19 protein-coding genes are annotated in these 24,263 nt (G+C 57.4%); 8 read left to right on the forward strand and 11 right to left on the reverse strand.

The features are described 5' to 3' along the window. Positions 1-250: 250 nt before the first annotated feature. Positions 251-2,395: a TonB-dependent siderophore receptor gene (locus tag ABNH18_RS09270; protein WP_349382540.1), complete on the reverse strand. Its 2,145-nt coding sequence runs from the start codon at positions 2,393-2,395 to the stop codon at positions 251-253. A gap of 144 nt (positions 2,396-2,539) precedes the next feature. Further along, positions 2,540-4,306 carry a monovalent cation:proton antiporter-2 (CPA2) family protein gene (locus ABNH18_RS09275; RefSeq protein ID WP_349382541.1) on the reverse strand — a complete coding sequence of 589 codons (1,767 nt, stop codon included), beginning with the start codon at positions 4,304-4,306 and terminating at the stop codon, positions 2,540-2,542. 196 nt (positions 4,307-4,502) lie between these two features. Here ABNH18_RS09275 and ABNH18_RS09280 point away from each other — a divergent pair, with 196 nt between their 5' ends. Both ABNH18_RS09280 and ABNH18_RS09285 read left to right on the forward strand, forming a co-directional pair. After that, positions 4,503-5,105: an HPP family protein gene (locus ABNH18_RS09280; protein WP_349382542.1), complete on the forward strand. Its 603-nt coding sequence runs from the start codon at positions 4,503-4,505 to the stop codon at positions 5,103-5,105. A 75-nt stretch (positions 5,106-5,180) separates the two neighbouring features. Next, positions 5,181-6,440 carry a PepSY-associated TM helix domain-containing protein gene (locus ABNH18_RS09285; RefSeq protein WP_349382543.1) on the forward strand — a complete coding sequence of 420 codons (1,260 nt, stop codon included), beginning with the start codon at positions 5,181-5,183 and terminating at the stop codon, positions 6,438-6,440. A gap of 185 nt (positions 6,441-6,625) precedes the next feature. Here ABNH18_RS09285 and ABNH18_RS09290 read toward each other — a convergent pair whose 3' ends face one another. The 5 genes from ABNH18_RS09290 to serA all read right to left on the reverse strand — a co-directional run bounded on the left by ABNH18_RS09290 (position 6,626) and on the right by serA (position 11,863). Then, on the reverse strand, positions 6,626-7,918 hold the full coding sequence (locus ABNH18_RS09290) for a CsgG/HfaB family protein (protein WP_349382544.1): 1,293 nt from the start codon (positions 7,916-7,918) through the stop codon (positions 6,626-6,628). A 196-nt stretch (positions 7,919-8,114) separates the two neighbouring features. Next, positions 8,115-8,705: a penicillin-binding protein activator LpoB gene (gene lpoB, locus ABNH18_RS09295; protein WP_349382545.1), complete on the reverse strand. Its 591-nt coding sequence runs from the start codon at positions 8,703-8,705 to the stop codon at positions 8,115-8,117. Between the two features lie 43 nt (positions 8,706-8,748). Further along, positions 8,749-9,147, reverse strand: a complete 399-nt coding sequence (locus ABNH18_RS09300; RefSeq protein ID WP_349382546.1) for a YcfL family putative periplasmic lipoprotein — start codon at positions 9,145-9,147, stop codon at positions 8,749-8,751. Continuing rightward, complete coding sequence (locus ABNH18_RS09305; RefSeq protein ID WP_349382547.1) at positions 9,144-10,511, reverse strand: COG3014 family protein; 1,368 nt, start codon at positions 10,509-10,511, stop codon at positions 9,144-9,146. The genes ABNH18_RS09300 and ABNH18_RS09305 overlap by 4 nt, the downstream gene beginning before the upstream one ends. A 122-nt stretch (positions 10,512-10,633) precedes the next feature. After that, positions 10,634-11,863: a phosphoglycerate dehydrogenase gene (serA, locus tag ABNH18_RS09310; RefSeq protein WP_349382548.1), complete on the reverse strand. Its 1,230-nt coding sequence runs from the start codon at positions 11,861-11,863 to the stop codon at positions 10,634-10,636. A 142-nt stretch (positions 11,864-12,005) separates the two neighbouring features. Between serA and ABNH18_RS09315 the strand changes: the two genes are divergently transcribed. The 5 genes from ABNH18_RS09315 (at position 12,006) to ABNH18_RS09335 (ending at position 16,720) form a co-directional block, all read left to right on the forward strand. Beyond that, positions 12,006-13,400 carry a D-2-hydroxyglutarate dehydrogenase gene (locus tag ABNH18_RS09315; protein WP_349382549.1) on the forward strand — a complete coding sequence of 465 codons (1,395 nt, stop codon included), beginning with the start codon at positions 12,006-12,008 and terminating at the stop codon, positions 13,398-13,400. Continuing rightward, positions 13,393-14,094, forward strand: coding sequence for a fumarylacetoacetate hydrolase family protein (locus tag ABNH18_RS09320; protein ID WP_349382550.1), 702 nt, complete (start codon positions 13,393-13,395; stop codon positions 14,092-14,094). The genes ABNH18_RS09315 and ABNH18_RS09320 overlap by 8 nt, the downstream gene beginning before the upstream one ends. Before the next feature lie 229 nt (positions 14,095-14,323). Continuing rightward, complete coding sequence (locus ABNH18_RS09325; protein WP_349382551.1) at positions 14,324-15,802, forward strand: SEL1-like repeat protein; 1,479 nt, start codon at positions 14,324-14,326, stop codon at positions 15,800-15,802. 262 nt (positions 15,803-16,064) lie between these two features. Next, on the forward strand, positions 16,065-16,346 hold the full coding sequence (locus tag ABNH18_RS09330; RefSeq protein WP_349382552.1) for a putative quinol monooxygenase: 282 nt from the start codon (positions 16,065-16,067) through the stop codon (positions 16,344-16,346). Between the two features lie 137 nt (positions 16,347-16,483). Beyond that, a complete protein-coding gene (locus ABNH18_RS09335) occupies positions 16,484-16,720 on the forward strand; it encodes a DUF5062 family protein (RefSeq protein ID WP_349382553.1) in 237 nt (78 codons plus the stop codon). 18 nt (positions 16,721-16,738) lie between these two features. Here ABNH18_RS09335 and ABNH18_RS09340 read toward each other — a convergent pair whose 3' ends face one another. Next, on the reverse strand, positions 16,739-18,124 hold the full coding sequence (locus ABNH18_RS09340; RefSeq protein WP_349382554.1) for a PepSY-associated TM helix domain-containing protein: 1,386 nt from the start codon (positions 18,122-18,124) through the stop codon (positions 16,739-16,741). A 17-nt stretch (positions 18,125-18,141) separates the two neighbouring features. Then, the gene (locus ABNH18_RS09345; RefSeq protein WP_349382555.1) at positions 18,142-20,217 is read right to left on the reverse strand and encodes a TonB-dependent receptor family protein; all 2,076 of its coding nucleotides are present in this window, start codon (positions 20,215-20,217) and stop codon (positions 18,142-18,144) included. Positions 20,218-20,490: 273 nt separating this feature from the next. Here ABNH18_RS09345 and ABNH18_RS09350 point away from each other — a divergent pair, with 273 nt between their 5' ends. Beyond that, complete coding sequence (locus tag ABNH18_RS09350; protein ID WP_349383253.1) at positions 20,491-22,680, forward strand: OsmC domain/YcaO domain-containing protein; 2,190 nt, start codon at positions 20,491-20,493, stop codon at positions 22,678-22,680. A gap of 61 nt (positions 22,681-22,741) precedes the next feature. On the opposite strand, the gene ABNH18_RS09355 is transcribed toward ABNH18_RS09350, so the two are convergent. Together ABNH18_RS09355 and arfB are read right to left on the reverse strand one after the other, a co-directional pair. Continuing rightward, positions 22,742-23,698: an NAD(P)-dependent alcohol dehydrogenase gene (locus tag ABNH18_RS09355; RefSeq protein WP_349382556.1), complete on the reverse strand. Its 957-nt coding sequence runs from the start codon at positions 23,696-23,698 to the stop codon at positions 22,742-22,744. Positions 23,699-23,833: 135 nt separating this feature from the next. After that, positions 23,834-24,250: an alternative ribosome rescue aminoacyl-tRNA hydrolase ArfB gene (arfB, locus tag ABNH18_RS09360; RefSeq protein ID WP_349382557.1), complete on the reverse strand. Its 417-nt coding sequence runs from the start codon at positions 24,248-24,250 to the stop codon at positions 23,834-23,836. Positions 24,251-24,263: the final 13 nt, after the last annotated feature.

Raw genomic sequence — 24,263 nt, forward strand, 5'->3', positions numbered from 1 at the left:
GTCGGCGCTTGGAGCCGCCATGAGAAAGCTGGTGCACATCGCTTACGGCGTACTGGCGCACCAGAAAGAATATGAACCACAACCCATGTGAGAGGGTTGTAGTTCATTAGGAGAGACGGTATCTACACGCTCTCGCGGTACCCTCCAAAAAAACGCCGACGCCCTTGCTTGTGCAGACGTCGGCGTTAAACGGTTGCGCTTTTTTCTGACTCAAGGCGGGTTAGCTGTAAGCCCCAGCCATCAGCCCTTCTCAGAATGTATAATCGAACCGCACATTGGCCCCACGTGGCGCCCCGTAGAACGCCTGCCCAACGTACAGCGAGTTGTAGTATTTCTCGTCGGTCACATTGTTCACGTTCAGCGTGGTGGTCAGGTGTTTGGTCCAGTCATAGCTGGCCATCAGGTTCACCAGGGTGTAACTGTCCTGCGTGGTTTTTGGAACGCCACCGGTACCACCCCGGTAAATGCTGTCCTGCCAGCTGACCTGTACACCGGTTTTCAGCTTCTGAATAGCCGCAGGGCGGTAGGTCGTAGATAGGCGGAAGATTTCCCGCGGGGTATAGGTGCGAATTTCGTCGCCGTCCTCATCTTCAATTTCCAGCCAGGTGTAACCACCAGACACTTGCCAGCCGGGCAGAAGCTCACCGCTGATCTCCCCTTCATAGCCGAAGCTTTCCACGTCCACACCACCGTAGTAGGTGTCCGGGCCGATCATGCCCGCAGCCTCTGCCAGGTTTTCCTGATCCGTTCGGAAGGCAATCAAGGCAGTATAAATCCGGCCATCCTGCCATTCGGATTTGAGGCCCAGCTCCTGGGTTTCACCGGTCACCGGCTCCAACCGCTGGCCGGTGATGTCTTCTTCGGTCTGCGGGTTAAAGATTTTGGTGTAGCTACCGTAGACCGAATGCACATCGGTCAGGTCGTAGATCAGGCCGACATAAGGCACCGTTTCACTGGCGCTAGCATCCTTACTACTGCCGCCGTAGCCTTCCCCCTCGCTGGTCACATCCACATAGCGCGCGCCGCCAATCAGGGTCAGCGGATCGGCCAGGCTCAAACGAGTGGCCAGGTAAGCACTGCGGTACCGGTCATCCCACGTGCTGCCATCAATGGCGGCATCAAACAGCGGCCTGGGGTAACTGCCACCAAACGCCTCATCTGGCGTCAATGCAGTACCAATGCCACGCCCATAATTGGACGTTTCTTCAATGCGGCCTTTCGCATAGTTAGCGCCAACCACCATTTCATGGACACGGCCCCCGACTTCAAATGGCCCACGGGCATACAGGTCGAGCACCCGCTCAGTCACTTTATCTTCATAGTAGCTGGGATAGGCGAACAAGCCGGTTTCGTCCTTGTTCGGGGTGCCATAAACGTAGAATAGTTCTGACTCACCTTCCATCTTGCGGTAGGTGTAAACCGCCTTGGCTTCCCAGCCGTTATCAAAGCGCTGCTGCAGCTCCGCAAACACCGATTCGGTGTTGCTGTCCCAGTACGCCCAATCTGCCGCGGTGCTGGTCTCCACGTCGTAGTCTGTGGCGGTACCGTCAGAATAGAACAGTGGCAGCGAACCCCACATGGGGCTGTCGGCGTTGCTGTTCTGATAGCTATAACCCAGTGTGAACAGAGTGGAGTCGGTCAGATCGGCCTCTACCACACCGTAGAAAACACCGCGCTCATTCTCGTAACGGTCCAGGTAGGAATTGCGATCCTGATAGGCACCGACCATGCGACCACGCACCCGGCCGTCTTCCGTCAAGCTGCCGGAGGTGTCCACTTCCAGGCGGCGGTTATCCCAAGACCCGTAAGACGCCGATAGCGTCGTATTGCTGTCCAGAGTCGGCCGCTTGCGCACGTAGTTAACCGTGGCCGAGGGGTTGCCCAGGCCGCTCATCAACCCATTGGAGCCACGTACGATCTCCACCCGCTCGAACATGCTGGTGTCCATATCACCGTTAACGATTTCGTAGGGCAGTGGCATGCCCAGGCCATCGTACTGGTAGTTGGTGATTTCAAAACCACGGGCGTTGTAATAGACCCGGTCGGTTTCCACCTGATCTACGACGACACCCGGCGTGGCTGCCAGCGCTTCACTAACGGAGACAATCTGGAAATCATCCATCAGTGTCCGCGTTACCACCGACACCGCCTGAGGCGTTTCGCGGCGGGTCAACGCTAAACCCGTAGCCGAGCTCACCGGGGTTTTCGGTTCGTAGCTTTCCGTGGTGTCGGCGAGGGTGCCCTGGTTTCCGTCGGCGTTGACGCTGACTTCAGGGATTTCGTGAACGTTACTGCTGGAGGCTTCCGTTTCGGCCTCTGCCGCCAATGTGGCCAGCGGCAATAACAACAGGGTGGCCGTCAGTGAACGGCCCAGCAAGCGGGCGGGTAGGGTCATGGGAGTGCCTGTGGTTGTTTCTGCGATCCCCCGGCCTGAGCCTTACCGCCAATAACGTCCCTTTCGTCAGCGCGGCAAACCGGAATTCAGGGCGGGGATGATAATGCAGATGCAAACCATTCTCAACACATGGAGCCTCACTTGTTACTCGCCATCCCCCTTGGAGAGCAGCGACTGCAGCTCCGCTCGGCCTTTGGCATTAGTTTCCACCAGCATGTCCATGTCGCTGCGATGGGCAATTTGTTCCTGCAATAAGCGATCATCCAGCTCCCGGAAACTGCGCACCAGATCAATGGCGGTAGATTCAGGCACGCCGAGCTGCATCAGGGTCAGCCGCGCACTGAGCAACGCGGACTCGAAGGTTTCCCGGATCACTTGATGCACGCCCAGCGCATGAAGCTTATAGGCGTGGTAGCGGTCTCGGGCCCGGGCAACAATGGTAATGGCCGGAAAATGGTGGCGCACCAGCTCCACGGTTTTCAATGACGCCTCCACATCGTCCACCGCCAGCACCAACACCTTGGCGTGCTCCAGGCCGGCGTTGTAAAGCAGGTCCAGCCGGGTTACGTCGCCGAAATACACCTCGTTGCCGTAGCGGCGCAGCATGTCGATTTCGTCCGGGTCGGAATCCAGGGCGGTGAATGGAATCTGCCGCCCCACCAGAATCCGGGCGGTGATTTGCCCAAAACGACCCAGCCCGGCTATCACCACCTGGGGATGGTGCGCAGGCATGCTTTCTTCTTCCAGATCCTTGCGTGGCGCCTTACTGCTCGCTTTCGGCCACAGCATGGCCATCAGTTTCAGCAATAACGGCGTACACGCCATGGATAACGCAACCACCAGATTCAACTGCCCGGCGATGGCACTGTCGAGCAAGTTCAACGTTTGCGCCTGGGTGAGAAGCACAAAGGCGAATTCGCCCCCTTGGCTGAGCAGAATCCCGAACATAAAGGTACTGCGCCATTCACCGCCGCGCAGACGGCTGATTACGATCAACACCAGCGCCTTCAGGCCCAGCAGCATCACCAGAAACAAGGCAATATTACCCGGGTGATCGAGCAGCAGGCGCAAATCCATGGTCATGCCGATGGCCAAAAAGAACAGCCCCAACAACAAACCCTTGAAGGGCTGAATGTCCGTTTCCAACTGCTCCCGGTAGGGCGAGTTGGCCAGCAGCACACCCGCGACAAACGCACCGAGCCCCATGGACAGGCCCAGGTGCTCCATCAGCGCCGCAGACCCCAGCACCAGCATTAAGGCACTGGCGGTCATCAACTCCCGGTTACGCAACTTGGCCAACCAACCCAGCCAGGGATTCAGCGCATACTTGCCCGCCAGCACCATGGCCACCAGTGCCGCCAGCCCGGCCAGCAACTGCGGGCTATCCTCGCCGGCCTGGGCTCCGGCCAGCACCGGCAACAGCAGCAAGATGGGAATCACCGCCAGATCCTGAAAAAGTAAAATAGAAAACGCGGAGCGCCCTTGCGGCGTACCCAGCTGATTGTTCTCCACCAGCATCTGTACCACAAAGGCTGTGGATGACAGCGCCAGCGTAGCGCCGATGGCCAGGCTTTGGTTGGTGCTGAACCCCACCAGCCAAAACCCGCCTGCCAGCAGCAGGGCACTGAATACCATCTGGCTGGCGCCCAGCCCCACCAGGCGACGGCGTTGTGCCCACAGTTGCTGAGGGGCCAACTCCAAGCCCACCAAAAATAACATCAGCACCACGCCTAATTCGGCAAAATGCAGCACGTCGTTACCGCCGCTGACCAACCCGAACCCCAATGGGCCCACCGCAATACCCGCGGCCAGATAACCGAGAATGCTGCCTAGCCCCAGCCGCTGGAACAGCGGTAACAACAGCAGCGTCGCCGCCAGCAATACCAGCGCCTGCGAAAAAAATCCGTCCACACCCGATCTCCTTGTCATCTGCGTTCATGCTAGCGGATTTACCCTTGTCGCGTTGTTAAAAAGCCGCTGGCGCGCCCTGGCGAAGCCTGTTCGGCCTCCACACACCTTGCTCCCGCATGGGATGCACCACAATTGCCCATCGACCCGCAAAGCCTTAGTATGCGCGCTCTTTTTCTGCCCCGGATTAGTGCAAGCCATGAGTAAGGAAAGTGATCAGCTCCGCCAGCAACAGGTTGGCGGGCTGCTGCGGTTGCTGCACCTGGAAACCATGAGCGAACGCTTTAATCCGCGCGTAGTGCTGGCGCTGTTCAATCTGGTCAATGGCGGCCTGAGCATCGCGCTGATCGCCAGTGTGGCCTTGATCACCCAGCAGTCATTTATCTTTCCCTCACTGGGCGCCAGCGCCTTCCTCCTGTTTCACCTGCCGCTGGCGGAAGCGGCATCTCCGCGCAATGTACTTAGTGGCCACCTGATTGGCGCCCTGTGTGGGTGGGCAGCGCTGTGGCTGTTCGGCCTGCACGATGCGCCTGCCGCCTTTATCTCTGGCGTTGAATGGTCTCGGGTAGCCGCCGCCGGGCTGTCGCTGGGCCTGACCAGCGCACTGATGATTCTATTCCGTGTTGCCCACCCACCGGCCGGGGCGACCGCCCTAATTGTGTCTCTAGGGTTGATGCCCGAACTGCAGCAGCTGCCCGTACTGCTCAGTGCAGTGGCCTTATTGGTCGGCCAGGCCTTTGTTATCAATCGTCTGGCGGGGATTCCCTACCCGTTGTGGAAATCTCGCCAAGCGGGCGCTTGACCCTTCATTTCTGTAATGAGAACTATTCCTCCTTATGCTAGGCTGCGCCGCATTGTCAGCCCGGTTGGATTTCCCATGCGCGCATTTCTGGTTCTACTTCATCGCTGGTTCGGCCTTTTTATTGCCGTCTTCCTGATTATTGCCGGCCTGACCGGGGCGCTAATTTCCTGGGACCACGAGCTGGACGAGTGGCTCAACCCGCACTTGTTTAAAAGCCAAAGCCAGGGCGAGCCGCTACCCATGCTGGAGCTGGTTCGCCATGTGGAAGACGCCGACCCCCGGGTGCGTGCCAGCTTCTTTGGCCTGGAAGCCGAGCCTGGCCATAACGCGGAAATCTGGGTGGATGCCCGGGAAAACCCGGAAACCGGGCAGCGTTATGAACTGGGTTACGATCACGCCTTCGTGGACCCGGTCACCGGCGAGATTGTTGGTAAACGCGAGTGGGGGAAAATCTCCCTGCACCCGGAACACCTGATGTCGTTTCTCTACAAGCTGCACTTCACCCTGCACCTGCCTGAATGGAAGGGCATCGACCGCTGGGGCACCTGGTTGATGGGTGCCGCCGCCATGGTCTGGCTGTTCGATACCTTTATCGCCATGGCGCTGACCCTGCCGCGCAAACGCCGCGTGCAAAAGCCCGGTGGCAAAGGCTGGCTGCAACGCTGGAAACCCGCCTGGATGATTCGCCGCGGGGCGGGTGCCTACAAGCTGAATTTCGACCTGCACACGGCGGTGGGTCTGTGGCTGTTCGCGCTGCTGCTGATGCTGGCCTTTACCTCTTTTTCCCTGAATTTGTACCGAGAAGTTTTTTACCCTGTCATGTCCATGGTGTCCGAAACGACGCCGGGGCCTTTTGAAACGCGCACTCCCACCGCTCTGCATGACCCGGTAGAACCCCAGGTAAGCTGGCAGGAACTGCTTAAGAAGGCCCGCAGCGAAGCGGACAAGCGCGGCTGGGAAGAACCCATTGGCGACACTTTTTACAGCGACAATTTTGCCGTTTTCGGCGTGCGTTTCTACTACCCGGGCGAGGACCACGACAGTGGCGGCATGAAAGTGAAAAGCCTCTACTACGATGGCAAGAACGCGGACTTGATCGGGGACGAAGTGCCGTGGACCGGCACCGCCGCCGATGTCTTCAACCAGCTGCAATTCCCGCTGCATTCCGGCCGCATTGCCGGCCTGCCCGGGCGCATCATCGTGTCGATCATGGGTATCGCTGTGACCATGCTATCCATCACCGGCCTGGTGATTTGGTGGAAGAAAAGAAAGGCGAGGGTGGCCAGCAAACGCCGCAAGCAGGATGCAGCCCTGACGGCCACGTCTTCAACCTGATCGGCTGCATACCAAAACCGCTGTAGGAGCACCTCTCGAGGTGCGAACCCCAGCATATAAATGATGCCCAAACCTGTGGGTGTTGCGGAAAGGCTTCTGTTCGCACCTCGAAAGGTGCTCCTACCGGACCGCGCCGGGAGTGCTTCACCTGAAACAAAAACCCCCGCGTTGCGGGGGTTTGGGCTTTACCATTTTAGCGGGGCTTCGCCAGAGCCGGGGGTGGCCTGCTGGCCGGCCGGACCGGCGGAGGCGTTGTTAGCCTGCTTGTCCGGGCGGACGCGGTCGCCCACTTGCAAGGCACTGGCTTCGCCTTCCATCTTGGCAATACCGTAGTCGGTGCGTACATCACTGACCTTGAGGGTGGCCAGGGATTCGCCTTCCAGCTTGATGGTCATGCCGGTGTCCGGGTCTTTCATTTCACCGGCGGGACGATACACCTTCATGATGCCGTCCTTTTCCAGACGACCTTGCCCTTGGCTAAGGAACACGGTTTCACCGTCCACTTTGATTACCTGCACCGGGTACAGCACGTCGGTGGCATCACCGGCGATGGCACGGGCAATTTCCGGGTAGAGTTGGTCAGCCAGACGCTCCGGATGATTACGGTCGTCGATGTTCTGTTGGCGAGCCATTTCACGGATCACCGCTTCGGACTTATCCCACTCGTAGAGGTCGCTCCACAGAATTTCCGTGGTGGTGGTGTCGATTAAGCGATAACGCACCCGCACATAGGGTTCATAGCCGCCCATCTTGGCACCGTAGAACTCACGCTCACTGTCGCCAATCTGGAAGTCTTCGATGGTGCCCACCAACAGCAGATCGGCGCCCTTGCGCTGACCCAGACGCGCCATTTCTTCCGGCGCGATGCTACCGCTGGCCACCACACCCAGCTCCTCATCGATATCATCCAGGTAGGCGCGGTCCAGTACCCGGTAACGACCAGACTGGGTGAACGCCATGGTCAGGTTATCCTGCAGCTGGCGTTGCACGTCACTGGCCGACACCTTGATATCGCCAAGGTCGTAGCTGCTGCTACGGCTATCGAAAGTGGCAATGGCAATGCCGGGCAGGTGAGAGCGATCCGGGCCGATGGACTTGGGACGCAGGATTTCTGCCTGGACGTCCGCCTGCCACATGCCGTCATCCACTTGCTTAACGGACTGCACTTCATAGGTCTTGATGTTGCCCAGGGTCGGCAGCTGCGGTTCCGGCACGGACGTTTCCTTGCCCATCCAGGTAGAGACGTCACCCTGGGACTGGATGACCCACTCATACACATTGGTGCGGAAGTTGGGGTCCACCGCCAGGGTCACACCACCGCCCTGTCGCACGGCGGCGACCAGGGCATTGGTCATGGCCTGCTCCGGATTATCACCATAACCACGCGCGGATACGGAAACGGTTTCCGTCATCGCATGGCTGAAGGACGAGCACAGTAGCAGGACAAGAAAAAAGGGAGAGAAAAGACGTTTGATCATGATGACCTCCTTGCCAGTAGCGACAATCGTGCCACCACTTATATCACGAATATGGCCGGCGCGAGCCGGAAACGGGCGGCATCGTTGATACCGCCCCGGCGAATCTCAAACGGCCGAGGCAGGGCGCCCCTGCCTCCAGCCTCCCCGCAGCTCTACGCTATGGCCGTTGCCGTTTGCAGCCGCGAATACGGCCGGTTTACAGGCCGAACAGGCTTTTGCTCTGACTTTTACGAATTTCTTTCTCGTTGGCCCACTCGATGATGCCGGTCTGGATGTTGAGCAGCTTCAGGGTGAACTTGTAGTACACATCCTTGGTGCTGCCTTCACGCTTCACGATGGAGGAAAAATTACCGTACATCATGAACTCAGCGCCGATCTGACGGCCCATGGCCGCAGCCGTGCTCTGATCAACCAGACCAGATTCGCTTTGGTAATCCAGCTGTTCACGTACACGGTTAACCACGGTCATGTCCGCAAAGCGGAACTTGCCGGAGTTGATCAGTTTGGACTGGATGGTGTCGGTGATGGACTCAGTGTCCACATGCTCGGTGGTCTTGTTTTTAATGCTGTCGACAAACACCACCGGACGACGGTTCTGGGTCATCTGCACAATGGGCGGGAACACCAGCATGTCATCCACCATCTTGCTGGAAATCATCTGCAGGTCGGTGGAACCGAAATCGGTATTGACGGTTTCACGGCCCTGGGCATCGCCATAATCCACGGTGGAACAGCCAGACAGCGCCAGTGCAGCGCCGAGCATCATCATTGAAAATACACGTACCATTCTTGTTTCTCCTTGTTCCTTGTTACGTCAGCCGGGCTGACAGTTATTCCTGCACCCAGATTTCGAAGCGCACGGCGGACGGATTGGGGGAGACCCCCTGCACACTGTTCTGGCTGCGACCAGCCATGACCACCTGCCGCCAGGGCTGGGCTTCCGGCTCCAGTTCGAAACCGTCAGCATCAAACCATTTGAATTTGTATTGGAAGTCGAGCTGGAATTTCCAGTCGTTCTCCAGCACGGCCTGCACCTGAAGCAAATCGCCTGCGCGCTTTTGACGCAGGTCTTCTACAGAAATGCGGCTGGAAAGCAGGCTGTTGCTGGAATACACCTTGGTAACGACTTCACCATCTTCGGTCACTTCCATCTGGCCTTTATTACTGGCCGAACATGCGGCCAGCATCAATGCGACCAGTATCGCCAACATGGGGCGTAAGAATGTCATAAGGGTCCCTCCTGAACGGGTAATACGCGAGTAATCAATTGGCCATGTACAGCCACTGCATGAATCACGGTGAGGCCCCGGCGCACAACCGGAACCGTCAGCGTTCTGTTACCTGCCGGGGTACTGAGCACCAATGCATGCTCCCCCTGGGGCAGGTGAAAGCGGGTGGCCTGGGCATAGGCCGGCAGGCTCAGCCAGCTGCGTCGATCGGCCTGCTCACTGACCAAATTATAGATCTGCGTACTCAATGAGCCTAACAGACCGAAGTTGTCGTTGGCCTGTTTTTGTAAATTGTACTTGGCGGTAGCCCGCAGGGTCTGCCGGACCAGCATGCCGGCCATGCGCTCTTTCAAGTCCTTGGCGGCCAGACCGCCCACGTCGGCCAACACCACGGTTTCTCCCAGCGGCTGGCTGGCGCTATCGAGTACTCGCAGGCTGTCCGGGCGCGGCTTACTGCCAATGGCATAGGTGGGGAAGGCCACGGAAAACACCCCGTGGACGGTGGGGATGGGCAGCGTGAACTCTTCCCGGGGCTGCACAAAACCTTGTTCATAGAGCACCGCGACCATCCCTTCGTCGCTGCCACGCAACGCACGGGGGTTGGAGACTCGCTCCACATCTTCCTTAATCATATCCACACCGGGATTGATCTCCAGCGCTTTCTTGTAATCCACCAAAGCACTGTTGTACTCGCCGTGGGCTTCCCAGAAGAGGGCGGAGAGGTAGAAGGTCCAGGCGTTCTGGAAGCTGGCCTTGACGCCACCGGCCACCGCATCAATGCCGTCGAAGTAACCGTCGAACTGGCCAATGTCGATCTTGTTCTCTTCCGCCTCTTCCTCGGCCTTGGCGATTTCCTTTTCCCGCTTGTTGGCCGAAACCCGCTGCTCCAGGGCCGCTGCCCGCAATTCCACGGCGGTGCCGGTCACATCGTTATCGGCCCAGTAATTCATGGCCTGATAGGCACGGGTGAAGATGCGCTCGTAGTCCGGCGCCACGTAAGGGCGGGCGTTATCGTTGGTAATCAGCGAAGTGCCGCTGGCGGCCAGGGAAGACACCTGGATTTTCGCGCTGGCGTCTTCTGCATCGTATTTGGACACCGCGTCGGCAAAAGCATTGCGGCTGGCTTCACCTTCGCCATTGAGCTGCGTGACCCGCCCCAGTTCTTGCAGATAGAGCACGCCATCGCCCCCGGCGGTGGCCTTCTCAAGCTTCAATGTCGTCCCTGAACTGGCGGCCTCATTCCCCAATGTGGCCTTCCATTTCTCTGCCTGGCTGGGGTAGGACACGAACAGGGAATTCGTGGCACAGCCGCTCAGCATCGCCAATAACGCGACAGACAGGCATCCCTTCCTGAAGAAATTCATAATCTTAGTGTACGCCCCAAGAAAAAAGCCGAAGCAGGCAAGTTAGCCTGACTCCGGCTTTTTGTCGAGCAGTTCACATCCTGCTGGCACATTATGCCAACATTTGTATCCCGCTATGCCGACTAGAACAGCACCCGGGTACGGATGGTGCCATCGATGGTGCGCAGCTTCTCCAGCGCCAGCTGGCTGTAACCCTTGTCCACATCGATCACCACGTAACCAATCTCTTCGTTGGTTTGCAGGTACTGGCCGCAGATGTTGATGCCGTTCTCGGAAAACACGGTGTTGATCTGGGTCAGCACGCCGGGCACGTTCTGGTGAGTGTGCAGCAGGCGGTGCATGTCCGGGTGCGGCGGCAGGGCCACTTCCGGGAAGTTCACCGCGCCCAGAGTAGCGCCGTTGTCGGAATAACGGATCAGCTTCTCGGACACTTCCGTGCCGATGTTCACCTGCGCTTCCTTGGTGGAACCACCAATGTGCGGGGTGAGAATCACGTTATCGAACTCGCGCAGCGGGCTGATGAACTCATCATCGTTACCCTTGGGCTCTTCCGGGAACACATCGATGGCGGCGCCCAGCAGGTGGCCGTCTTTCAGGGCTGCTGCCAGGGCGTCGATGTCTACCACTTTGCCGCGGGCATAGTTGATCAGGTAGCCCTTGGGCTTGATCGCACGAATCTGCTCTTCCTGAATCATCCAGCGGGTGTCGGCGGTATCCGGTACGTGCAGGCTGACCACATCGGACTGACTCAGCAGGTCGGTGAGTGTGCCCACCTGTTCGGCATTCCCCAGCGGCAGCTTGGGCACCACGTCGTAGAATTTCACCTTCATGCCCATGGACTCGGCCAGCACGCTCACTTGCGCGCCGATGTTGCCGTAACCCACGATGCCCAAGGTCTTGCCACGAATTTCGTAGCTGTCCTTGGCAGACTTCAGCCAGCCGCCACGGTGGGCAGAAGCGTTCTTCTCGGGAATGCCGCGCATCATGTTGATGGTGTGGGCAATCACCAGCTCCGCCACCGAACGGGTATTGGAGTAGGGCGCATTAAAGACCGGAATACCACGCTTGAGGGCGGACTTCAGGTCCACCTGGTTGGTACCGATACAGAAACACCCAACGCCAATCAGCTTTTCCGCCGCCTCGAACACCTCGTCGGTGAGCTGGGTACGGGAGCGAATGCCGACAAAATGGGCATCTTTGATTTTGGCAGTCAGGTCATCCCCGGTCAGTGCGGTGGGCAGCAGCTCCACATTGGAGTAACCGTTCGCTTTCAGGTTCTCCACAGCATTTTCGTGGATGCCCTCGAGCAGGAGAACGCGGATCTTATCCTTCTCAAGAGAAGTATCGGCCATGATTCTGTCTCGGTAGCCTGTGAAATGGGCGCGTATGTTAACATAGCGCGCTCAAATTGAGAGCAACCCATGCTGTACTTCTGTTCAAGTCAGCGTGAAGCCGTTTCAAGCCCCCGGTTAGACCCGTTCAGGAGACCCGTTGATGACTGCCCTTGCCCATGCTGCTCTGGAGCAACTCACTGATTTGCTTGGCAATCGCTGCCTCACCGACCAGGAAAGCGCCGAGCGCTACGGGGTCGACTGGACCAAGGTCTGGGCGCCAGCCCCCTGCGCCGTGGCACTGCCGGAAACCACCGACGAAGTGCAACAGATCGTCGAAATTGCCAACGAGCATGGTTTGCACCTGGTGCCATCCGGGGGCCGCACCGGCCTGTCCGCCGGCGCGGTTGCGGCCAACGGCGAGCTGGTGGTGGCCTTCGATCGCATGAACCAGGTGCTGGATTTCAACGAGTTCGACCGCGCCGTCACCGTACAACCCGGCGTCATTACCCAGCAGCTGCAGGAATTCGCCGAACAGAAAGGTCTGTTCTACCCGGTGGATTTCGCCTCCGCTGGTTCCAGCCAGATCGGCGGCAACATCGGCACCAACGCCGGCGGCATCAAGGTCATTCGCTACGGCATGACCCGCGACTGGATCACCGGCCTGAAAGTAGTCACCGGCAAGGGCGAACTGCTGGACCTAAACAAGGGCCTGATCAAGAACGCCACCGGCTACGATTTCCGCCACCTGTTTATCGGTTCCGAAGGCACCCTGGGCTTTGTGGTGGAAGCCACCGTCAAGCTGGCCCGCGAACCGAAAGACCTGACCGCACTGGTACTGGGCGCGCCGGGCTTTCGCGAGATCATGAAAATCCTGCACGCCTTCCAGCAGGACATCGACCTGACCGCCTTCGAATTTTTCTCCGACAAGGCCATGGCTCACGTACTGGAACACGGCGTGGCCAAACCTTTCGACACCGAATGCCCGTTCTACTGCCTGCTGGAATTCGAGCAGCTCTCGGAGACCATCGGCGATAAGGCCATGGCGATCTTTGAAAAATGCGTGGAAGAAGGCTGGGTGCTGGACGGCGTCATGAGCCAATCCCTGCAACAGCTGGATCAGCTGTGGCAGCTGCGCGAGCGCATCTCCGAATCCATCGCTCCGCACACCCCGTACAAGAACGACATTTCTGTCAGCGTCTCCAAAGTGCCGGACTTCGTGGAAGACATCGACACCGTGGTGCAAGACGCCTACCCGGATTTCGAAATCGTCTGGTTTGGCCACATCGGCGACGGCAACATGCACCTGAACATCCTCAAACCGGCAGACCTGGCCAAGGAAGACTTCTTCGCCAAGTGCAACAACGTTTCCAAGTGGGTGTTCGAAATCGTCGAAAAATACAACGGCTCCATTTCTGCCGAACACGGCGTGGGCATGACCAAGAAGCCCTACCTGGAATATTCCCGCAGCCCAGAAGAAATCGCCTGCATGAAAGCGGTTAAGCAGGTGTTTGATCCCAACAATGTGATGAACCCCGGGAAACTGTTCGATGTTTGATGAGATAAACGAAGTCCACATCGACCCGAACGGTTATCAACATCGCTGGATCGACGGCGCTCCCATGAACATGCCCGTGGGCAAGGTGGTCTGCGTGGGCCGCAACTACGCCGACCACGCCAAAGAGCTCGGCAACGACGTGCCGGATGCCCCCATCCTGTTCATGAAACCCGCCACCGCCTTGACCAGCCTGCACGAGCCGATCGTGCTGCCCGAAGGGCAGGGACCGGTACACCACGAAGTGGAAATGGTGGTGCTCATTGGCAAACGGCTGTGCAAGGAAACTCGCCTGGACCACGTGCGCTTCAGCGTGGCCGCCTACAGCATCGGCCTGGACCTGACCCTGCGCGAAGTGCAAAACCAATTAAAAGAAAAAGGCCATCCCTGGGAGCGCGCCAAAGCCTTCGACGGCGCCGCCCCGGTGTCTGGCTTTATCGATGCCCGCGGCATCTCCGTGCGTCAGAGTCTGAATCTTTCTTTAGACATTAATGAAAAAATTCGTCAAGACGGCAGCACCGCGGACATGCTATTCCCCACTTTCGAGTTGCTGTCAGAAATCAGCCAGACCTTCACCCTGGAACCCGGCGATGTGGTCTTCACCGGCACCCCCGCCGGCGTCGGCCCACTGAACAGCGGCGACAAGTTCACCGCACGGCTGGGCAACATCATTCAGGTGTTTGGTTCGGTCGCCTGATCTCCAGCCACGGTGAAAATCTGGCTTAGCCAGCCACCTTCCTGCAGCGACCCAGCCCACGTTGGGTCGCCCGCTTAAACAACCTATGCCAAACCGTTGTGGCCTTTTTTTCTAAAACAAGCCGCCCTCCCCAATTTGGGGTATGACCCTGGCGCGAAAGCTCCCTATTATGGATCACTACCACCGAGAGATTGGCAGTTATTTTATGGGGTCAGTGATGAGACGAGCTGTGCGAGCTTATGTGTTTTTTTCTGTGTGTGCCATCTGGAGCAACACGGTTCAGGCATCGGATAATTGCGGCAAGGAGGCGTATCAGGAAGCGTTCCATTATTGCATGTCGACCAATGGCCACTGCAAAGAAAAAGCTCGCCAAGGCGACTATGCCGCACAGCACCGCCTGGCCGCACTGGAATACTTTGGCGCAAAAGAGCAAGGCATAAAGCAGAACATAAAATCCGCAATGAAAAAAATGGCAACGCTCGCCGACCAAGGCTATACGGATTCATCGTTTTTTCTTTACCAACGATACTCCCTGGGGCAAAAGACCCGAACAGATCTATTTACCGGCAAAGATACCCAGGAAGCTATCTGCCCACTAAACCCCAACCGCGACGATAAAAAAAGCGAACGCTATTTTTTTAAAACTCTGGATCCGGCAGCGCAACCCTGGCACAAAAGGATCGAGTTACTCTTGATAAACAAACTCAACAGTGACCCCTCCCTCGCAAACAACCCAAGCCTTGCCCCGATCATTGATCAGGCTCTGGCCCAACCAGAACAATATCCTGATTTCCTGTCCAGCTATTTTTTGGCTCAGTATAGAATAACCGGTGATGCACCCTACCTTCTGAAAACTGCGGAAATTGAATTAGCCATCGGGGATGCCCACAAGCGAGATTTCATCCGGAAAAGAGGCAGCCTGGGTGGCATCAATAGCTCACCCTCGTCCTATATCGATATATATCCAGCGGGTACCCTTGGTGATTTCTATGACCAAGCCTTTCTTATCGACTATTTAAAGAAAAAATCAGACCAGGGTAGCGCCACCGCCGCCGTGGTATTAACCGATTTCTATGAAGAAAGAGACAAGGATAAAGCGGCATACTACAAGGAAGAGTCCGCCACTCATGGCTATATTGGTGCCCAGTTAGCACTAGCCTCTCTGTCGACGGCCAAAGGACTGGGTTTTGCCGAAAAGGCGGCTGAAAGTGAGAGCTTGTGGAAAGTGCTTGTCGGGGTGGGCTATGCCGTCAGCTGGCAAGGCGCTCCGCATGATCCTGACAAGGGAGTTCGCTACCTTAAGAGTGCGGTTAACGGGGTCACCGGCGGCCAGGGTCAAGCGTATACGGAAATGGATACCGTCCAGGCCATGAAAGCAGCGAGGCGACTAGGCCTATTTCTTGGTTGTCAGGGCCGATTTGAAGGAAAACTGGGTACCCACTGCAGCATTGAAGATGCCTATGCGTACTCAAAACTGTCTGATCAATCGCATATTCTGCAGCGCTATGAGAACGCCATGAATAGCCAGCAGAAAGCCGAGGCAGAAAAACGCTACGAGGCCCTACAGACGCGTTTTGATGAGGATATCCATCAGGCCCGCATCGACAATATAAAACACGCCAACACGGTAGAGGCACAACGCCGGCAGGCACTCCTTGATTACTCAAAGAATATCGACTTGCGCTCGCAGTCTCTGATGAATCAATAAGTGATTGCTGATACGCACACAGGACAAGCCCGCCCTGTGTGCGTCACGGCGTTACACCCTCCCGCATTCAAATACCCTACCTTTCGATCTCTTGTAGACGCCTGGCACCTCATTACTGCGACTTGCCAATGCAGATCTTCTGTCGGCATCTATTGGGCCTTTCTGGCCGCAACAGCGACGTGAAACACCATGGTTGCGTTTGCCAGGCTGTGTGAGGATCCCTTATCCACCCATAACCACAGCCAGATAACGGGAGAGAACCATGATTGCTATTACCGCTGTCATGTCCGCCACGCCGGGTAACGGTGACGCACTGATCGCAGAGATGAAGAAGATCGCCGCCGAAGTGGTGAAGGAAGAGGGCAATCATTGCTACCTGGTGCACCAGTCCGTAGACAATGCCGATACGGTACTGATCTACGAACAGTACACCGACCAGGACGCGATTGTGGCCCACCAGGAGAACATGAAAGCACTGGGTGGCGGCCTCAAGGGCCTGCTCGCCGGGCGACCCGATGTGAAGCTGTTTACGCTGCAAGGCTAAATACACACGAGGCAGGGGCCGACTGTTACCCAAAGGCCCCACTCCGCCATGCGCACTTCCCTCAACTCCTCCGGCACTTATGCCCAGGTCTGCTTTGTGCCAAGCTGCACCCTGAGCCAGCGGTGACGGAGAGCCCCATGAAGAAACTAAAAAACGAAAAAGAACTGGTGAAGAAAGCCATACAGATGGGCGTTGCCTATGCCGAGAAGCGCGGCGTGGTGGAATTTGAAGCGACGGACTCCGCCGCTGAAAAGACCCTCTATATTTACCGCTTGCTAGTTCATGACAAGATCATCCAGCCACTGCCGGAAGACCAGGTGTCGCAGCCGGCCATTCAACACAAGCTGGCGATCTGGGCCTCCAAGCAAAAGTAACGGCACAATATAGCCGCGCTACGGCCTTGCGGTTTTACGCGCCGTCAGCACGGTATCCAGCAGGATGATGCCGAGCAAGGCGGCGGCGGATAGCGGGAAGGCAAGGGCAACCACCAGCATAATCAGGCCGACCGCACGGGCCGGTGCGGGCTCCGCTTTCGGTGGCGCCCGCCGTGACTGGCGCTTCCACCACAGCAGAGCGCCGGTGACGATCAATACCATGATCAGGCACACCAACAGCACATTCAGCAACCAGTTCCACAGCCCCAGATCCCCCTGATGCAAGGGAATGGAGGCGGCCATGGCCTTACCCATGATGGGGTAATCCGCGAACTGGATATCCTGCAACACCTGGCCACTGTGTTTATCCAAATGCACAATGCGTTCCCCGGCGGGGTTGTCGATATCACCGGCGATGGTGGTAGCGGAGAGCGTCCACACACCGCTATCACCTTGCGGGAAGTGCACCCGGAAAGGCCCCAGCCCCTGGTGGCCGGCCATTGCCACCACTTCATCCAGTTGCAAAGCGTCCTCCCCAGTCGCGGACTCAGGCATAGGCGTTTGTTCCACCGCCCAAGGCACTCGGTGCAGGCCTGCCTCATTCATAGAGGCATGATCCGCCACCGGCTGTGGCTCGGCTTTCTTGTCCGTCTGGCTTTCCTGCGAGGCTTTATAAGTCGTGCCAGGCAACGAGCCCCAGGGCTGTACGATCTTGCCACCCCAGATATTGGTCCAGGCCAGCCCGGAGATCAGAAAGAACAGCAGCGGCAACGCGATCAACCAACCCAGACTCAGGTGCCAACGGCGCCAGCCTTCCCGTTGGCCTGCTTTTCTTGCCGGCGCCGGAAGACGCTCGCCCCCCTTGGGCCAGGCCAGATACAAACCCGAGACGATCATTAATACCGCCAGCCCAGCGGCGATTTCTATCAACGCATCCCCCAACGAGCCCATAAAGAGTGAGCCATGGAAGGTTTTGATACGCGAATACAGGCTTGCCGCCGGGTCCTGGTCACCCAATATCTCGCCGGTGTATGGGTTCAGGTACACCAATGTGGAAGGCGCATGGTGGCCACCATGGCCCGCATGCGAATGGGGCTGCAGGGAAAAGCGTGCGGATTGGTCCTTTGCCTGCGGCGGCAAATACAATTTCACCGACGCATGCGGATAGTGCTGCTCGACAGTCTCCAGCAACACTGTTGCGGGCAGTGGCTGATCGCCCACTTTCACCGTCAACAGCGATTCATTCAAAACACTATCCAGTGGTTTGCTCAACAGCATGAGCAAACCACTGAACGCCAGCAGGAACAGGAAGGGAATGACCAGCACGCCAATCATAAAGTGCCAGCGCCATACGGCCGCATAGAAACGGCGGGGCGCTGACGGTGCGGGTGAGGTGCGGGTCATATCAGGTACTCTTTACTTCAAAAATCGAACCGGACGCCAGCATAAACAGAGCGGGGCTCGCCTGCCTGAATGCCGACCGGATTGATGGTCTCGTCGTTACTGACGCTCACATTGGTGACATAGACTTCGTCGGTAAGGTTGCGGCCTTCCAGATAGACTTCCCAGCTATCGCGGGTCACACCGGTGCGAAGGCCCAGCAGCTCATAACCGTCCACCTCCTTGTTATTGGCGAAGTCACCGTAACGATCATCGACAATGTCGAAGGTGGGGCCAGCGAAGAAGCCATTGCCATGGCGATACATGATTTCGCCCTTGATAAAGAAGGTGGGCGCCACTGGCAGTTGGTTGTCGCCATACTTCGGGTCGTTATCGAAAGTGAAATCGTTGTAGGTCATGCTCAGCAGCGGCTCAATACGCTGACCGTCATTGCCCAACGCAACGCTGGCACCGACCAACGCTTCCACGCCGGCGTGAATGGTGTCTTCCACGTTAAGGGCCAGGCTGGTGCCAGTTGCTGCCGGGTTATCCACAGAGAGGATTTCATCTTCCAGCTGGGCATAGTAAACCGATACTTCCCAGTTCCATTCGCTGGCCTGCCCCAAGGGTGCCGTACCGCGGGTACCGATTTCCCCGACTACGCCCTGCATGGCATCCAAGGTTTCATCGCTGGCATCCGCATCGTCTTCCAGTTCGTACAAGGTCGGCGCTTCGTACAGCTTGCTGACATTGGCAAACAACTCGCTGCGATCGGCGACCTGATAAATCACCCCCACACGCGGGTTGATAGATTCATAGTCATCTTTAGGATTGCGTTCGGTGCCCGCAGCAACGTCCACGTTGCGGACCTCGCGGGTGCCGGTAACGGCCTGAGCCCCATAGACCAGCGTCCAGCGATCGGCAAAATGCCAGCGATCCATGGCGAACACTTCCAGGTTATCGGCCTTGTTATCCACCCGCACATCGAGAGCACCGCGAATACCGCCGGTATGGGAGTAGTTACCGCCTTTCACCCGGGTTTCGCCATAGTTCAGGCCGAACAGCAAATCGTGGTTACCCAGCTGCTTGTCATAGCGAATGTTGGTGCCAAAGGTGGTCTGGTCATTGTCGATCAGCAGGCTGAAGAAAGGATTCTCAACGATGGGGTGATACAGGTGCTGGTCCTCGAAGGAAAAGCCCACCACCAGGCGACTGGTATCATCGAGCTGCCACTGGGTACGGTTGGCGACACGCCAGCTTTCCACGTTCTTGAGGAAATTGCCGGGGATGTTATTCGGGTTGGCCTGATAGGGGTCGTCGTCAAACTGAGCCTGCGTCAGTGAACCGGGAAGCTCCTGATCATTATCCACATAGGTGAAATAAAACCGGTTCTCCACCGCGTCATTGATCTGCCAGCCAGTGTTGGCATAAACGCTGCCTCGCTGTTGCTCCTGATGGCCGCGAAAACCGTCATAGCTGCGCTGCTCCACTGTCACCAGGCCATCCAGATCACCCTCAACACCGCCCGCGGTAATGCGGCTTTGCACCGTACCGTGGCTACCACCACTCAGATAGATCTGATTGTCCGTGTTACGCGCCGTGGGGCTGATGAAATTGATGGCACCGCCCAGGGTGCTGGCTCCGTAGGTCAGCGCATTGGCGCCACGGGCGATCACCGCATAGCGCGCTGCCAACGGGTCGATAAAACTGTTGTGGTTGTTGCCATCGGCAGCGGTCACCGGCAACCCGTCGACCATTAATTTGATGCCATTACCGTCGTAGGCAACCGCATCCAGATTGGAGCCCCGGCTGGAAATAAAAGTGTCGTCACCCGTGGACCCGTTGCCTGTCCACATCCCCGGAACGTAGCGCAGCATATCGCCGATACTGACCACATTACGCTCGGTCAGGTCTTCCGATTCCACCAGGGTCACACCGCCCGGCGTCAGGGCCTGCTCACGCTCAAGCTCAATTTTTGTGGCTTCGACGCTCTGTTCCCCTTGCTCGGAAACCGTAATAGGTGCCAGTTCATTGGCCTCGGGTTCCACCGCAAGCGCACTGACCGGGGTTAAAAGGGTCAGGCAGCCGAGCAATGATGTTCGAGTAGACAAACGCATGATGGTATTCCCCCAAGGCAACCGGTTGCTGCCATAGAGGTTATGGCAGCAAGACGGCGAGGGATTCTACGGCAGTGGCTGAGGCGCCAACATGCGGCATATCGCCGCACAGGTCTGACAATCGTCCGTCTTCGCGGCATTCCCTGCGCGTAATCATCGAAAATGTGCCTCTTGGGCCACGCCTGATGGCACCAGACATCCGATGCCAAGACGCCAGCCCCCAAAAACTGGATAATGGCCGCCACAGCCATTCCCCAACTCGGTAGCCTCACCATGGAAATCAACGTTAACTTCCTCGACAACCTTCGCCTGGAAGCCAAGTTCGACGACTTTACCGTTATCACCGACCAACCCATCCGCTACAAGGGCGATGGTTCGGCGCCGAGCCCGTTCGACTACTTCCTGGCATCGTCGGCCATGTGTGCAGCCTATTTCGTGAAGGTGTACTGCAAGGCGCGAGATATCCCCACCGACAATATCCGCCTGTCGCAAAACAACATCGTGGATCCGGAAGACCGCTATAACCAGATCTTCAAGATTCAGGTAGAGCTACCGGAAGATATTTCCGACAAGGATCGCCAAGGCATTCTGCGCTCCATTGATCGCTGCACGGTAAAGAAGGTGATCCAGACCGGGCCGGACTTTCAGATCGAACAGGTAGACAGCCTCACCGAGGATGCCCAGGCCCTGCTGATGGTGGAACCGGACGAAGCCCACCGCACCTTTATCGAAGGCAAGGACCTGCCGCTGGAGCAGACCATCGCCAACATGACCGCCATCTTGGCGGAGCTGGGCATGAAGATTGAAATTGCCTCCTGGCGCAATATCGTCCCCCACGTCTGGTCTCTGCATGTCCGCGACGCGGCGTCGCCCATGTGCTTTACCAACGGGAAGGGCGCCACCAAGGAAGCGGCGCTGTGTTCGGCGCTGGGCGAATTTATCGAGCGCCTCAACTGCAACTTCTTCTACAACGACCAGTTCTTCGGGGAAGAGATCGCCAACAACGACTTTGTTCATTACCCCAACGAGAAATGGTTCAAGCCTGGCGCCAACGACTCACTGCCCCAGGACATTCTCGATGACTACTGCCTGAGCATTTACAACCCGGAAGGCGAGCTGGGCGGCTCCAACCTGATTGATACCAATTCCGGGCGGACGGATCGGGGCATTTGTTCGCTGCCGTTTGTACGACAGTCTGATGGCGAAACGGTGTACTTCCCCTCCAACTTGATTGAAAACCTGTACCTGAGTAACGGCATGAGCGCGGGCAACACTCTGGCCGAAGCCAAGGTCCAGTGCCTGTCGGAAATTTTCGAACGGGCGGTCAAGAGACACATTATTGAAGAAGAAATTGCCCTGCCGGATGTGCCTGAGGAAGTACTGGCCAAGTACCCCGGCATTGTCGAAGGCATCCGCACGCTGGAAGAACAGGGCTTCCCGGTTCTGGTGAAAGATGCGTCGCTGGGCGGGCAGTTCCCGGTCATGTGCGTAACGCTGATGAACCCTCGCACCGGCGGCGTATTCGCCTCCTTTGGCGCCCACCCAAGTTTCGAAGTCGCCTTGGAGCGCAGCCTTACCGAGTTGTTGCAGGGTCGCAGCTTCGAAGGCCTGAACGATTTGCCGCCGCCGACTTTCAATAGTCAGGAAGTCTGCGAACCCAATAATTTCGTAGAGCACTTTATCGACTCCAGCGGTGTAGTGAGCTGGCGGTTCTTCAGCGCCAGCGCTGACGAAGATTTTTGTGAATGGGACTTCGCCGGCACCACCGAAGAAGAAACCGCACGTCTCTTCGGTATCTTGAAAGACTTGGAAAAAGAAGCGTACGTCGCGGTCTACGAAGAACTCGGCGCACCGGTCTGTCGTATTCTGGTGCCGGACTTTTCCGAGGTGTACCCGGTGGAAGACCTGGTCTGGGACAACACCAATATGGCACTGGATTACCGCGAGGATATTCTCAACCTGCACACACTCAACGATGAACAGTTGAGCCAACTGGTTGAACGCCTGGAAGAAAGTCAGATTGATAACTACACCGACATCATCACCCTGATCGGTATCGAGTTTGACGAAAATACCGTGTGGGGTCAGCTCACCATTCTGGAATTAAAACTGCTGATCTACCTGGCATTGCAACGCCATGAAGACGCGCTGGAAATGGTGGAAATGTTTATCCAGTTCAATGACAACACGGTGGAACGGGGCCTGTTCTATCGGGCGGTGAATGCGGTACTGGAAATTACCCTGGACGAAGAACTGTCGCTGGATGATTACCGGGTTAACCTGGGCCGCATGTATGGCGAAGAGACCCTCAACACGGTGATAGGCGCCGTTGAAGGCAGCGTGCGCTTCCCCGGCCTGACGCCCACCAACATGCAGCTGGACGGACTGGAAAAACACCAGCGTCTGATCGAAAGCTATAAAAAACTGCATGCCGCCCGGGCGGCGAAAGCAGCAATAACTTAACGGAGAGGCGAAGATGCCCTACAGGCATTTCCGCCCTACGTTATTCACACGCAGGCGGTAATTAAATAGCTGAAACCTCGATGACCACCTTCCCACGGCAACGCCCAGAGCGGCTGCGATTATAGGCCGCTTCGCTGTCTGCCAACGCAAAGGCGCTATCGATGATCGGCGTCAGGGTGCCCGCCTCGACCATGGCTTTCAGTGTTTCCAAATCACGCCGGTAAGATTCCACCACCACGGTGCCGGATTTTTTACCCAACAAGCGGTAGAACGGGGTGCCCAGCATGGACTTGCCGTCACCACCGGTGGAAATAAAGTAGCCGTTCTTGCCCAGCAATGTGGCGCAGGTCAGCGGAGTTTCGTAGGAGGTGACGTCGAATACCAGATCGAATTCACCCGCCGATTGGCGATAATCCCCCTGGGTATAATCAATCACCGTATCGGCACCCAGTTCGCGCACAAAATCCGCGTTTCGCCCGCTGCACACCCCGGTGACATGCAACCCCAAGTTTTTGGCCACTTGCACAGCGAAAGTGCCCACACCGCCCGACGCGCCAATAATCAACACGGATTTTCCCGCGGCGGCCTTCCCTTTGCGCAACCCTTGCAGGGCGGTGAGCGCGGCCAACGGCATGGCAGCGGCTTGTGCGAATGACAGGTTCTCCGGTTTTTTGGCAATGCGACGCTGGCTAATCCGGGCCAGCTCGGCCAGCGATGCGGTGCGCAGGCGCATGTCCATACCGTAGACCGCATCACCAATCTCGAAGTCACGCACGTTGCGGCCCTTGTCCACCACGATACCGGCCAGGTCATCACCGAACAGGGGAGGCAGATGGTTGACCATGACCGGGCTAGCCGCCACGGCCAGGTGGTAATTCAGCTTCCAGTCCTTGGGATTCACCGATGCCGCATGGACGGCCACCAGCACATCATCCGGCTTTAACCGCTCGGGGGCATCGGTATCCATCAGAGTGAGAGTGGGCTTCAGGCCCCAACCGGTGGTGACGATGGCTTTCATGTATGGCTCCGTAAGGATCAAGGCGAAACCCAGCCTAACAAAGGGCGGCGCATTGCAAACCATCCGATAGAGCCAAAGGTAGAAGACGTTTGTGTCAAGAAAGCCCTGCTAAACCGCAACGCAGCCGGGAAACCCTCAGCTAGGGTCAACCTTGCCGCGCAGGGACTTGGTTTTCCCACGTTTGGTCTTGCTGTCCAGGCGCCGACGTTTGCTGCCCAGCGTCGGACGGGTTGCCTTGCGAGGCTTCTGCTCCACGGTCACGCTTTTAATCAATTGGGCCAGTCGCGCCAGGGCATTTTCCTTATTCATTTCCTGGGTACGAAATTGCTGGGCCTTGATGACAACCACGCCGTCGGTGGTAATGCGCTGGTCACTCAGCGCCAGCAGCTTGTCCTTATAACGGTCGGGCAGGGACGAAGCGCGAATATCGAACCGCAAATGGATGGCTGAAGCGACCTTGTTCACATTCTGGCCACCACTGCCCTGGGCACGGATCGCCTGCAGGTCGATCTCGTTGTCGGGAATCTGTAAATTACGGCTGACTTGAAGCATAACCACGGCTGCT

Source organism: Alcanivorax sp. (genome assembly GCF_040118815.1).
GTDB lineage: Bacteria > Pseudomonadota > Gammaproteobacteria > Pseudomonadales > Alcanivoracaceae > Alcanivorax.